Source organism: Burkholderia sp. Bp9016 (genome assembly GCF_003857765.1).
Classification (GTDB): domain Bacteria; phylum Pseudomonadota; class Gammaproteobacteria; order Burkholderiales; family Burkholderiaceae; genus Burkholderia.
In genome coordinates this window covers 226,977-240,011 of record NZ_QTPY01000004.1, presented here as the reverse complement: position 1 = coordinate 240,011, position 13,035 = coordinate 226,977, and the positions used below count along the sequence as shown (strand labels likewise).

Annotated in this window: 10 protein-coding genes; all 10 read left to right on the top strand. The window is 68.1% G+C overall.

Annotation, left to right across the window (positions count from 1 at the left end; all coding sequences use genetic code 11):
* Positions 1-46: 46 nt before the first annotated feature.
* The 10 genes from DIE13_RS07225 (at position 47) to DIE13_RS07180 (ending at position 12,986) form a co-directional block, all read left to right on the top strand.
* Positions 47-1,420: an undecaprenyl-phosphate glucose phosphotransferase gene (locus tag DIE13_RS07225; protein WP_124826495.1), complete on the top strand. Its 1,374-nt coding sequence runs from the start codon at positions 47-49 to the stop codon at positions 1,418-1,420.
* A 108-nt stretch (positions 1,421-1,528) separates the two neighbouring features.
* The gene (locus DIE13_RS07220) at positions 1,529-2,944 is read left to right on the top strand and encodes a UDP-glucose/GDP-mannose dehydrogenase family protein (protein WP_124826494.1); all 1,416 of its coding nucleotides are present in this window, start codon (positions 1,529-1,531) and stop codon (positions 2,942-2,944) included.
* Positions 2,945-2,984: 40 nt separating this feature from the next.
* On the top strand, positions 2,985-3,428 hold the full coding sequence (locus DIE13_RS07215) for a low molecular weight protein-tyrosine-phosphatase (RefSeq protein ID WP_124826493.1): 444 nt from the start codon (positions 2,985-2,987) through the stop codon (positions 3,426-3,428).
* Positions 3,422-4,600, top strand: coding sequence for a polysaccharide biosynthesis/export family protein (locus DIE13_RS07210; protein WP_124826492.1), 1,179 nt, complete (start codon positions 3,422-3,424; stop codon positions 4,598-4,600). Before DIE13_RS07215 ends, DIE13_RS07210 begins: the two co-directional genes overlap by 7 nt.
* Positions 4,601-4,650: 50 nt before the next feature.
* Positions 4,651-6,876, top strand: a complete 2,226-nt coding sequence (locus DIE13_RS07205; RefSeq protein WP_124826491.1) for a polysaccharide biosynthesis tyrosine autokinase — start codon at positions 4,651-4,653, stop codon at positions 6,874-6,876.
* Between the two features lie 62 nt (positions 6,877-6,938).
* Entirely contained in the window at positions 6,939-7,898 is a 960-nt protein-coding gene (locus tag DIE13_RS07200) for a glycosyltransferase family 2 protein (protein ID WP_124826490.1), read from the top strand.
* Positions 7,899-8,025: 127 nt separating this feature from the next.
* A complete protein-coding gene (locus DIE13_RS07195; protein WP_124826489.1) occupies positions 8,026-9,162 on the top strand; it encodes a glycosyltransferase family 4 protein in 1,137 nt (378 codons plus the stop codon).
* A gap of 10 nt (positions 9,163-9,172) precedes the next feature.
* Complete coding sequence (locus DIE13_RS07190) at positions 9,173-10,639, top strand: O-antigen ligase (RefSeq protein ID WP_124826488.1); 1,467 nt, start codon at positions 9,173-9,175, stop codon at positions 10,637-10,639.
* Positions 10,636-11,820, top strand: coding sequence for a glycosyltransferase family 4 protein (locus DIE13_RS07185; protein ID WP_124826487.1), 1,185 nt, complete (start codon positions 10,636-10,638; stop codon positions 11,818-11,820). The genes DIE13_RS07190 and DIE13_RS07185 overlap by 4 nt, the downstream gene beginning before the upstream one ends.
* The gene (locus tag DIE13_RS07180; protein WP_124826486.1) at positions 11,820-12,986 is read left to right on the top strand and encodes a glycosyltransferase family 4 protein; all 1,167 of its coding nucleotides are present in this window, start codon (positions 11,820-11,822) and stop codon (positions 12,984-12,986) included. Before DIE13_RS07185 ends, DIE13_RS07180 begins: the two co-directional genes overlap by 1 nt.
* Positions 12,987-13,035 lie beyond the last annotated feature (49 nt).

Sequence of the window (13,035 nt, the reverse complement as noted above, 5' to 3'; positions counted from 1 at the left end):
GCACAAGGAGCTGTTCGGCAAACGCCTGTTCAGAGAGGAAGCAGACATGTTGAGCGTGCTGGCGAGAGTCATCGATATCGCGATGGTCGTGACGGGGGCAGTGCTCGCCGCCGCGCTGCACGGCGGCAGCGTCTGGTTCAACGACCTGCAGCGCACGATGGTGCTGTTCGACTGCCTGCTCGTCGTCGTGTGCTTTCCGGCATTCGGCATCTACCAGTCGTGGCGCGGCAAGCGTCTGGTCGGGCTGATGGGCCGCGTCGCGTTCGCTTGGCTGGTGGTCGAGCTGGCCGGCATCCTGATGAGTTTCAGCTTTCACCAGTCGGGCGAGCTGTCGCGGTTGTGGCTCGGTTACTGGGCCGTCACGACGATGACGCTGCTGGCCGGTTCGAAAGCATGCGTGCATGCGGTGCTGCGCCGGTTGCGTCGCGGCGGCTACAACCTGAAGGCGGTCGCGATCGTCGGCGGCACGCCGGCGGCGCGGCGGCTGATCGCGCAAATGCGGGCGCGGCCGGAAGCGGGCTTCAACCCGGTGTGCGTCTACGACGAAAGCGCGGCGGCTGGGGATGTGGCGCTCGACGACGTGCGCATCGAGCGGCAGTTCGAATCGCTGGTATGGCTCGTGCGCAGCCGCGCGATCCGCGAGCTGTGGCTCACGCTGCCGATCGCGGAAGAGCGCCGGATGCACCAGATCGTGACGGTGTTTCGCCACGACTTCGTGAACATCCGCTTCATTCCGGACGTGCGTAGCCTGTCGTTCTTCAACCAGGAAGTGGTTGAGTTGCTCGGCGTACCGGCGATCAACCTGGCCGCGTCGCCGATTACCGACGTGCGGATCCTGCCGAAGTTCGTGTTCGACCGGCTGTTCGCGCTGGCGGCGCTCACGATGCTGGCGCCGGCGATGCTGCTGATCGCGTGCCTGATCAAGCTGACGTCGCGCGGGCCGGTGTTCTTCCGCCAGAAGCGCAAGGGCATCGACGGGCACGAGTTCGAGATCTACAAGTTCCGCTCGATGAAGGTGCACCAGGAAGCGGCCGGGCAGGTCACGCAGGCGACCAGGAACGACACGCGCGTGACGCCGGTCGGCCGGTTCCTGCGCCGCACGAGCCTCGATGAACTGCCGCAGTTCATCAACGTGCTGAAGGGCGAGATGTCGGTCGTCGGCCCGCGGCCGCATGCGCTCGCGCATGACGACATCTACAAGGATCTGGTCAAGGGCTACATGTTCCGCTACCGGATCAAGCCGGGCATCACCGGGTGGGCGCAGATCAACGGCTTTCGCGGCGAGACCGACCAGATCGAGAAGATGATGGGCCGCGTGAAGCTCGACCTGTACTACATGCAGAACTGGTCGTTCTGGCTCGACATCAAGATCGTCGTGCTGACGCTATGGAAAGGCTTCACCGGCGGCAACGCTTACTGAGTCGGGCGCTCCCGGATCCGTCGCGTCGCCGCCAGGCCACGCGACGGACAGTCCCCCGGGAATCCGGCTTACGAATTTCGAATCATCGGTCAAGAGGTCCGACACATCATGAATCTGACTATCATCGGCAGCGGTTACGTAGGTCTCATCACCGGCGCCTGTCTCGCCGACATCGGGCACGACGTGTTCTGTCTCGACGTCGACCAGGCGAAGATCGACGTCCTGAACGACGGCGGCGTACCGATCCACGAGCCGGGCCTCAAGGAAGTCATCGCGCGCAACCGCGCGGCGGGCCGCCTGCGTTTCTCGACCGATGTCGAGGCCGCGGTCGCGCACGGCGACGTGCAGTTCATCGCGGTCGGCACGCCGCCCGACGAGGACGGCTCGGCCGACCTGCAGTACGTGCTCGCGGCGGCGCGCAACATCGGCCGCACCATGGAGGGCTTCAAGGTGATCGTCGACAAGTCGACGGTGCCGGTCGGCACGGCCGAGCGTGTGCGCGCGGCGGTCGCCGACGAACTTGCGAAGCGCGGCGAAGGCGACCAGATGTTTTCCGTCGTGTCGAATCCGGAATTCCTGAAGGAGGGCGCGGCGGTCGACGATTTCACGCGGCCGGACCGTATCGTGATCGGCTGCGACGACGACGTGCCGGGCGAGCGCGCGCGCGAACTGATGAAGAAGCTGTACGCGCCGTTCAACCGCAACCACGAACGCACGCTGTACATGGACGTGCGCTCGGCCGAATTCACGAAGTACGCGGCCAACGCGATGCTCGCGACGCGCATCTCGTTCATGAACGAGCTTGCTAACCTCGCCGATCGCTTCGGCGCCGACATCGAGGCCGTGCGCCGCGGGATCGGCTCCGATCCGCGCATCGGCTATCACTTCCTCTATGCGGGTTGCGGCTATGGCGGCTCGTGTTTCCCGAAGGACGTCGAGGCGCTGATCCGCACCGCGGACGAGCACGGCCAGGCGCTGCAGATCCTGCAGGCCGTGTCGGCCGTCAATGCGAATCAGAAGCGCGTGCTGGCCGACAAGATCGTCGCGCGCTTCGGCGAGGACCTGACGGGCCGCGCGTTCGGCATCTGGGGCCTTGCGTTCAAGCCGAACACCGACGATATGCGCGAGGCGCCGAGCCGCGAGCTGATCGCCGAGCTGCTGTCGCGCGGCGCGCGTATCGCCGCCTACGACCCGGTTGCGCAGCGGGAAGCGCGCCGCGTGCTCGCGCTCGATCTCGCGGATCACCCGGGCTGGCTCGAGCGCCTGACCTTCGTCGACGACGAGGCGCAGGCCGCGCACGATGCCGACGCGCTCGTGATCGTCACCGAATGGAAGGCATTCAAGAGCCCCGATTTCGTCGCGCTCGGCCGGCAGTGGAAGTCGCCGGTGATCTTCGACGGACGCAACCTGTACGAGCCGGAGACGATGACCGAGCAGGGCATCGAATACCACCCGATCGGCCGGCCCGGCTCGCGCCAGGCCGTCGCCGCCCGCGTGCCGGGCGCCGTGCGCGCGAACGCGTAACCGGCGCGTCACCGTCACCCGTCACCCGAATCGAGACGCCATGTTCCGGAACATCCTGATCGTCTGTCACGCGAACGTCTGCCGCAGCCCGGCAGCGGAAATGCTGTTCAAGTCGCATGCGGCGTCGCGCGGCGGCCCGCGCGCGACGTTCCACTCGGCCGGCGTCCGTGCGAACGACGGCGACGGCATCGATCCGGTGATGCGGCAATTGCTTGCCGAGCGCGGCGTCGATGCGACGACGCACCGCTCGCGGCGGCTGTCGCGCCGGATCGTGCGCGACGCCGACCTGATTCTCGTCAGCGAGCGCGAGCAGATCAAGGCCGTCGAATCGGTCGATCCGTTCGCGCGCGGCAAGGTCCACCTGCTGGGCAAGTGGGAGGACGCCGAAATCGCGGATCCGCACGGCGGCCCCGAGGCCGACTATCGCGAGAGCTACTCATTGATCGAACGCCTGGTTCAAGGATGGCTGCAAAAACTATGCTGAAACGTCCCATGCGCCCGCTGGCGCTCGCCGTCGCAATGACGACATTCCTGTCGGCCTGCGCGACCGCGCCCGGCAACTATCTCGACTCGTCGAACCTGCAGGACGAAGGCCGGCAAGGTCAGGCCGAAACCTATCCGGTTCATTACATCGACGCGAAGCTGGTGATGGATCAGCTGCAGAAGCAGCAGGTCGAGCACCCGCTGCCACCCAGCCGCTATACGGATCCGTCGCAGTACGTATACCGCGTCGGCCCGCAGGACATCCTCGGCGTCACGGTGTGGGATCACCCCGAGCTGACGACGCCGCAGGGCCAGTCGTTCTCGAGCGGCGGCAACACAACGCAGTCGGTCGCCGGCGCGCTGCAGCAGCCGTATACGACCGCGCTGCCGGGTCAGGCCGATCCGTACGGCCAGACGGTCGCCGCCGACGGCACGATCTTCTTCCCGTTCGTCGGCCGGATTCGCGTGGCGGGCAAGACGGTCGCGCAGATCCGCGACCAGATGGCATCGACCCTCGCGCGCTACGTGAAGAATCCGCAGCTCGACGTGCGCGTGCTGTCGTTCCGCAGCCAGAAGGTACAGGTGACGGGCGAGGTGAAGCAGCCGGGCCCGCTCGCGGTGAGCGACGTGCCTCTGACGCTCGTCGACGCGATCTCCCGCTCGGGCGGCTCGACCGGCGATGCCGACCTGCAGCGCGTGCGACTGACGCGCGACGGCAAGCTATACACGCTCGACGCGAACGGCGTGCTCGATCGCGGCGAAGTGAAGCAGAACGTGATGCTGCAGCCGGGCGACATCGTCAACGTGCCGGACCGCAGCGACAGCCGCGTGTTCATCATGGGCGAGGTCAAGACGCCGGTCACCGTGCCGATGCTCAAGGGCAAGCTGACCATCGCCGACGCGCTGACCGCGGGCGGCGGCATCCTCGACACCGATGCGAATCCGCGCAAGATCTACGTGATGCGCGGCATGCGTGACAACCCGACGAAGCCGGAAGTCTTCCGTCTCGATATGACGCAGCCGGACGCGCTGATGTTGTCGAGCCGCTTCCCGCTGCAGCCGCTCGACGTCGTCTACGTCAGCACGGCAAGCTCGGTGCAGTTCAACCGCGTGCTGCAGCAGGTGCTGCCGACGATCCAGACGATCTTCTACATGCGGCAAATCACGCGCTGATAGCCCGCCGGGGCGGCGCCTGCCCTCCGGCACCACTCAAGCGGGAACGAATGGTGAACACGCAAGCGAAACACTCCTACGCGGATCTGACCGCGAAAACCGAGGAAGAGGACGTCGTCCTCGGCCAGTTGCTCCAGGTGATCATGGACGACATCTGGTTGCTGCTCGGCATCGCGGTGACGGTCATCGCGCTCGCCGGCCTTTACTGTTACGTCGCGAAGCCGGTGTACCAGGCCGACGTGCACGTGCGGGTCGAGGGCAATGACAACACGACGCAGGCGCTCACGCAGACGCAGACGGGCGCGATGATCAACAGCGGTCCGCAGCAGGCGCCGACCGATGCGGAAATCGAGATCATCAAGAGCCGCGGCGTCGTCGCGCCGGTCGTCGATCAGTTCAAGCTGAACTTCTCGGTCGTGCCGAAGACGATTCCGCTGCTCGGCAGCCTCGCCGCGCGCATGGCGACGCCGGGCGACCCGGCGCGGCCGTGGCTCGGCCTGAAGTCCTACGCGTGGGGCGGCGAAGTGGCCGACATCGACACGATCAACGTCGTGCCGGCGCTCGAAGGCAAGAAGCTGACGCTGACGGCCGGCCCGAACGGCACCTATACGCTGGTGGACGAAAACGGCAACCGGCTGCTGTCGGGCCGCGCCGGCGAATCGGAGCAGGGCGGCGGCGTGACGCTGCTGGTGCAGAAGCTGGTCGCGCGTCCGGGCACGCAGTTCACGGTGGTCCGCTACAACGATCTCGACGCGATCACCGGTTTCCAGTCCGGCATCCAGGTGACCGAGCAGGGCAAGCAGACGGGCGTCGTGCAGATCTCGCTCGAAGGCAAGGATCCGGACCAGACCGCCGCGATCGCGAACGCGCTCGCGCAGTCGTACCTGAACCAGCACGTGATCGCGAAGCAGGCCGAAGCGACCAAGATGCTCGACTTCCTGAAGAGCGAGGAGCCGCGTCTGAAGACCGACCTCGAGCGGGCGGAAGCCGCGCTCACGGAGTATCAGCGCACGTCCGGCTCGATCAACGCGAGCGACGAGGCGAAGGTCTATCTCGAAGGCAGCGTGCAGTACGAACAGCAGATCGCCGCGCAGCGCCTGCAGCTCGCATCGCTCGCGCAGCGCTTCACCGATTCGCACCCGATGGTGATCGCAGCGAAGCAGCAGCTCGCGGAACTGCAGGCCGAGAAGGACAAGTTCAGCAACCGCTTCCGCAGCCTGCCGGCGACCGAGGTGAAGGCCGTCCAGCTCCAGCGCGACGCGAAGGTTGCCGAGGACATCTACGTGCTGCTGCTGAACCGCGTGCAGGAACTGTCGGTGCAGAAGGCCGGAACGGGCGGCAACATCCACCTCGTCGATTCGGCGCTGCGTCCGGGCGATCCGGTCAAGCCGAAGAAGGTGCTGATCCTGTCGGCCGCCGTGTTCCTCGGGCTGATCCTCGGCACAGGCGTCGTGTTCCTGCGCCGCAACCTGTTCCAGGGCATCGAGGATCCGGACCGCGTCGAGCGCACGTTCAACCTGCCGATGTACGGGCTCGTGCCGCAAAGCGCCGAGCAGGTGAAGCTCGACACCGCGGCCGGGAAGGCCGGCGGCCGTGCGCGGCCGATCCTCGCGAGCCTGCGTCCGAAGGACCTGAGCGTCGAGAGCATGCGCAGCCTGCGCACCGCGATGCAGTTCGCGATGATGGATGCGAAGAACCGCGTGATCGTGCTGACCGGCCCGACGCCGGGCATCGGCAAGAGCTTCCTGACGGTCAACCTCGCGGTGCTGCTCGCGCATTCGGGCAAGCGCGTGTTGCTGATCGACGCCGACATGCGCCGCGGGATGCTCGACCGCTACTTCGGCCTTACCGCGCAGCCGGGCCTGTCCGAGCTGCTGAGCGACCAGTCGCCGCTCGAGGAGGCGGTCCGCGAGACGCCGGTGCAGGGCCTGTCGTTCATCGCGGCCGGCACGCGCCCGCCGAACCCGTCGGAGCTGCTGATGTCGACGCGCCTGCCGCAATACCTCGAAGGGCTCGGCAAGCGCTACGACATCGTGCTGATCGATTCGCCGCCGGTACTGGCCGTGACCGACGCGACCATCATCGGCCGCATGGCGGGCGCGACGTTCCTCGTGCTGCGCTCGGGCATGCACACCGAAGGCGAGATCGCCGACGCGATCAAGCGCTTGCGTACCGCGGGCGTCGATCTGGAAGGCGGGATCTTCAACGGCGTGCCGCCGAAAGCGCGCGGCTACGGCCGTGGCTATGCGGCCGTGCACGAATACCTCAGCGCGTGAGCGTATTGCGCGCAACCGGGCCGGCGCGAACGGCGCCCGCCCGGCCGACTGGAGAACCCCAAATGAAGATTTCCGTGCTTGTTCCGACCTACCGGCGCCCCGCCGACCTCGCGCGCTGCCTGCTGGCGCTGCAGCGCCAGCAGCGGCTGCCCGACGAGGTGATCGTCGTCGCGCGCCCGGAGGACGACGCCACGCACGAGCGCCTCGCCGATCCGTCGGTCGGCGGCGCGCTGTCGCTGCGCATCGTGCCGGTCGACGTGCCCGGGCAGGTCGCCGCCCTGAACCAGGGGCTCGACTCGGCGAACGGCGACGTCGTCGCGATCACCGACGACGACGCGGCGCCGCGCGCCGACTGGCTCGCGCGCGTCGAAGCGGTATTCCAGGCCGATCCGCGCGTCGGTGCGGTCGGCGGACGCGACTGGGTTCACGAGAAAGGCCGCGTGCTCGACGAATCGCGCGAACGCGTGGGCCAGCTCACGCTGTCCGGCAAGATCGTCGGCAACCATCATCTCGGCGTCGGCGGCGCGCGCGAAGTCGACATGCTCAAGGGCGCGAACATGAGCTACCGGCGCGCCGCGATCGAGCGGCTGCGCTTCGACACACGGTTGCGTGGCGCCGGCGCGCAGGTGCACAACGACATGGGCTTCAGCATGCGCGTGCGGCGCGAAGGCTGGAAGCTCGTGTACGACCCGGCGATCGCGGTCGATCATTTCCCGGCCGAGCGCTTCGACGACGACCGGCGCGATGCCGCGTCGCTCAACGCGATCAGCAACGGCGCGTACAACCTGCATCTGATCCTGCGCGAGCATCTGCCGCCGCTGCGGCGCGAGATCGCGTGGTGGTGGTGGACGCTGGTCGGCACGCGCGTCTATCCCGGCTTTACGCACGTGCTGCTGTCGCTGCATACCGCCAGGCGCGAGCGTGTGCGCGAGCACTGGCGCGCGGTGCGCCGCGGCGCACGCGATGCGCGCCGCGCGAACCTTGCCCCTCACCGCGCGGCGATGCCGCCGGTGACGTCTTGAACGGGCCGCGCGCATTGCGCACGGCCACACCCGGAGGGCCTGAAATGGTACGACCCCCACGCTCACTGCGTTCACTGTCCCCCGCGGGGGCGGTCAACCTCCTTGCGGCGGCCCGGCGGAGGCTGACATGACTGCCACGAAGGTTCACGTCCACCTGTTTTACGGCGCCGATCCGCGTACCTACCGGAAAGGCGAGAACATCGGCTGCCTGTACGGTTATCACCACGCGGAATCCGACGAATTCCGGCTCACCTATTCGCAGGACCGGCGCGAGGGCCGCGTCGCGAGCCTCGCGCGCCGCGGCCTGAAGGCCGCGCTTGGCTTCGACGTCGTGCACGCATGGCGCAATCGCGCCGCGCTGCTGAGCACCGACGTGATCTGGACGCACACCGAGCAGGAACACCTCGCCGCCGCGCTGATCCTGAAACTGGCCGGCGCGCAAGGCAAGCGTCCGCTGCTGCTCGCGCAGAGCGTGTGGCTGTTCGACAAGTGGGGCACCTTCGGCGGCCCGCGCCGCTGGCTGTACCGCAAGCTGCTCGCGCGTGCCGACGCGCTGACCACGCTCGCCCGCGACAACGCCGAGCTGTGCCGCCGCTACCTCGGGCGCGATGCGGAGTTCGTGTACTACGGCCTGAACACGCAGGATTTTCCGCTCACCGACCCGCAACGGTGGCAGCCGAACCGGCCGCTGCGGATCGCGGCGATCGGCAACGACCGCGATCGTGACTGGCGCACCTTCCTCGCCGCGTTCGGCGGCGACGAGCGCTACGACGTGCGGCTCGCGACGCGTCGCCGCGTGCCGCGCGAGTGGCATGCGCCGAACGTGCGGATCGGTTCGGCGCCGGGGCTCGCGAAGCAGCACGAGCTGTACGCATGGGCCGACGTGATCGTCGTGCCGCTGCGGCCGAACTTCCACGCGTCGGGCATCACCGTGATGCTCGAGGCGGCGGCCGTCGGCAAGCCGATGATCGTGTCCGACGTGGGCGGGCTCAGCGACTACTTCCCGCACGACACGGCCGCGTACGTGCCGCCGTTCGACGCGCAGGCGATGCGCCAGGCCGCCGACCGCTTCGTGGCCGACCCGGCTGCCGCGCTCGAATGCGCGCGCGCCGCGGCGACGTGCCTGCGCGAGCGCGACCTGACCACGCAGGCGTTCGCCGAACAGCACGTGCGGATCACGCGCGACATGCTGCGCCGGCGTCGCACACCGGCCGCCGCGGGCCTGGCGATGCCGCTTGCGGATTCGCGTCCGTCGTCGCAGTGAGTACCGATCGATGAGTACGATTGCCGCCGAACGCGCACCGTCGCGCCCCCGCAGCTGGTTCGCCGAGCCGAAGCACTGGGCCGGGCAGGCCGGGCTGTGGACGCTGACCGCCGCGCTGATCGCCATTCACCAGGGCAAGGTACTGACGCTCGCGTTTCCGGTGCTGGCCATCCTGGTCGGCCTCTGGCTCTATTTCAAGAGCCCGGCGCGCTACGTCGCCTTCATGTGGTGGGTGTGGTTCCTGAGTCCCGAGGTGCGGCGCCTGGCCGACTGGTCGAAGGGCGCCTTCACGCCGACGAGCCTGATCCAGGTCGCGCCGCTCGCGGTGACGATGATCGCCGGCCTCGGGTTGTTGCGGCACTACCGCGTGCTCGCGCAGCGGCGCGGGATTCCGGTGCTGCTGATTCTCTTCGGGCTCACCTATGCGTATCTCGTCGGGATCGTGTCGAGCGGCGTGATGGCTGCGACCTACGACCTCGCGAACTGGGTGTACCCGGTGCTGATCGGCTTTCACATCATGGTCAACTCGCGCGACTACCCCGAGTATCGCGACGTGCTGCTGTCCACCTTCATGTGGGGCATGCTCGTGATGGGCGTGTACGGTGTCGTGCAGTACTTCGTGATGCCGCAGTGGGACGTGCTGTGGATGATCGGATCCGACATGGGCTCGCAGGGCGAGCCGGTGCCGTACGGCGTGCGCGTGTTCAGCACGATGAATTCGTCCGGGCCGTTTGCGTTCGCGATGATGGGCGCGCTGGTGTTCGTGCTGGTGGCGCCGCAGCGGATCCGCTGGTTCGCCGGCGCGGCGGGCTTCGTGTCGTTCGCGCTGTGTCTCGTGCGTTCGACGTGGGGCGGCTGGGTGATCGCACTCGCGATCCAGCTCGTGCAGTCGAGCAACCGCGTGCGGATGCGGATCCTCGTCAGCGGCGTCGTGCTGGTCGGCCTGTGCGTGCCGCTCCTGACCGTCGGGCCGGTGGCCGACCGGCTCGGCCAGCGTCTCGAATCGATCACGAACCTGAAGGACGACCGCAGCTACGACGACCGCAACAAGTTCTACGCGACGTTCGCGCAAACGGCGTTTACCGACGTCGCCGGCGAAGGGATGGGCGCGACCGGCGCGTCGACCAAGCTGTCGAGCGACAGCGGCGAGCTCGGCAAGTACGGCAGCTTCGACAGCGGCGTGATGAACGTGCCGTTCGTGCTCGGCTGGCCCGGCACGCTGCTGTATCTCGCAGGCGTCGTGATGCTGTTCGGCCGCACGTTGCGCGCGGCGTTCAAGCTGCGCAAGGACAAGTTCGTCGGCGCATGCCTGAGCCTGTGCCTGTCGACGTTCGCGATGCTCGTGTTCACGAACTCGCTGATCGGCACGGGCGGCCTGCTGATGTTCACGGCCATTTTTTCCATACTATCCGCGGCGCACTGGCAGAAGGCGCAGCGCCTGCCGGCCGCCGCGCATTCACGGGGAGGCGACCATTGAGGATCGCGATCGTCACGCACGTCGTGCGTCATAACGATGGGCAGGGCCGCGTCAATTACGAAATCGCGCGCGCGGCGCTGGCCGAAAACTACGAGGTCACGCTGGTCGCGTCGCACGTCGCGCCGGCGTTGCTGGCCGACCCGCGCGTGCGCTGGGTGCCGGTGAAGGCCGGGCGTTTCTGGCCGTCGAATCTCGTCAAGCAGCAGGTGTTCGCACTGAAGAGCGCGTGGTGGCTGCGCGCGCATCGCGGCGAATACGACGTGCTGCACGTGAACGGCTTCATCTCGTGGATCCGCGCCGACGTGAATACCGCGCACTTCGTGCACGGCGGCTGGTTCAAGAGCCCGTACTATCCGTTCGGGTTGACGAAGGGGGTGTGGTCGGCCTACCAGTACGTCTATACGCGCGTGAACACCGCGCTGGAGCGCTGGGCATACCGCCGCTCGCGCGCGATTACCGCGGTGTCGCAGAAGGTCGCCGACGAGATTGCCGGGCTCGGTATCGACAGCCGCAAGATCGGCGTGATCCACAACGGCGTCGACGGCAGCGCGTTCGCGGGCGCGCAGGCCGACCGCGCGGCCTTCGAGCTCCCCGAGGACGCGTTCCTGCTGCTGTTCGTCGGCGACCTGCGCACGCCGCGCAAGAACCTCGGCACAGTGTTGAAGGCGCTTACCCGGCTGCCGGCGCATGTCCATCTCGCGGTAGCCGGCTATCTGCCCGGCAGCCCGTATCCGGAAGAGGCGCGCGCGCTCGGCATCGCGTCGCGCGTGCATTTCCTCGGGCTCGTGAAGAACATGCCGACGCTGATGCGCTCGGTCGACGCGTACGTGTTCCCCTCGCGCTACGAAGCGATGAGCCTGTCGCTGCTGGAGGCGATGGCGGCCGGGCTGCCGGTCGTCACCGCGCGCACCGCGGGCGGCGCGGAAATCATCACGCGCGACTGCGGGATCGTGCTGGAGGACCCGGACGATCCGGACGCGCTCGCGCGGGCGATCGGCTCGCTCGCGGCGTCGCGCGACACCTGCCGCGCGATGGGCGACGCGGCCCGCGAACTGATGACCCGTTTCGGCTGGGCCCACATGGGCGCCCAGTACGTCGCGCTTTACCGGCGCATCGGCCAACCCTCGCAGCCGTCCGCCTTCGAGCGAGTCGAGCATGCGGTCACGCAGGAGCAATCGTGATGTCTTCTTCTTCCCGGCCGATCAAATCGTTGCAAATCGGCATGCACTGGTTTCCCGAACGCGCGGGCGGCCTCGACCGGATGTACTACTCGCTCGTCGGCGCGCTGCCGGGCGCGGGTGTCGAGGTGCGCGGGCTTGTCGCCGGCTCGCCGAAGGTCGCCGACGACACGGGCGGCGCGATCCAGGGCTTCGGTCCCGCGTCGCAGCCGCTCGCGCGCCGGATGCTGGCCGCGCGCCGCGCGCTGCGCGACGAGATCCGCAGCGAGCGGCCGGACGTGATTTCGTCGCACTTCGCGCTCTACACTTTCCCGGGCCTCGACGTGACGCGCGGGATTCCGCAGGTGTCGCACTTCCAGGGGCCGTGGGCCGACGAGAGCCAGGTCGAGGGCGCGGCATCGCTCGGTCAGCGTGCGAAGCGCTATCTCGAACAGGCCGTCTATACGCGTTCGTCGCGGCTGATCGTGCTGTCGCAGGCATTCGGCCAGATCCTGACGAACCGCTACGGGATCGATCCGTCGCGCGTGCGCGTGATTCCCGGCTGCGTCGATACCGCGCAGTTCGACACGCCGCTCACGCCGGGCGAGGCGCGCCACAAGCTGCAATTGCCGCAGGACCGGCCGATCGTGCTGGCCGTGCGCCGGCTCGTGCGGCGCATGGGGCTGGAGGATCTGGTCGACGCGATCGGCATGGTCAAGCGCCGCCATCCCGACGTGCTGCTGCTGATCGCGGGGAAGGGCAAGCTCGCCGAGGAGCTGCAGCAACGCGTCGACGCGGCCGGGCTGCAGGACAACGTGAAGCTGCTCGGCTTCGTGCCCGACCAGCATCTCGCGGCGCTGTACCGCGCGGCCACCGTCAGCGTCGTGCCGACGGTCGCGCTCGAGGGCTTCGGGCTGATCACGGTCGAGTCGCTGGCGTCCGGCACGCCGGTGCTGGTCACGCCGGTCGGCGGGCTGCCCGAGGCGGTCGCCGGGTTGTCCGACGATCTCGTGTTGCCGTCCACCGGCGCCGACGCGATCGCCGAAGGGCTCGGCGCCGCGCTGTCGGGCGCGATCAAGCTGCCGGACGAAGCTGCATGCAAGGGCTATGCACGCGATCACTTCGACAATGCGGTGATCGCACGCCGCGTCGCCGGCGTGTACGATGAGGCGATCCGGATGGCGGGTTGAACGAGCGCGGCGCGTGAGCGCACGCCGTCGCCGTCGCGAAGCAGGAACC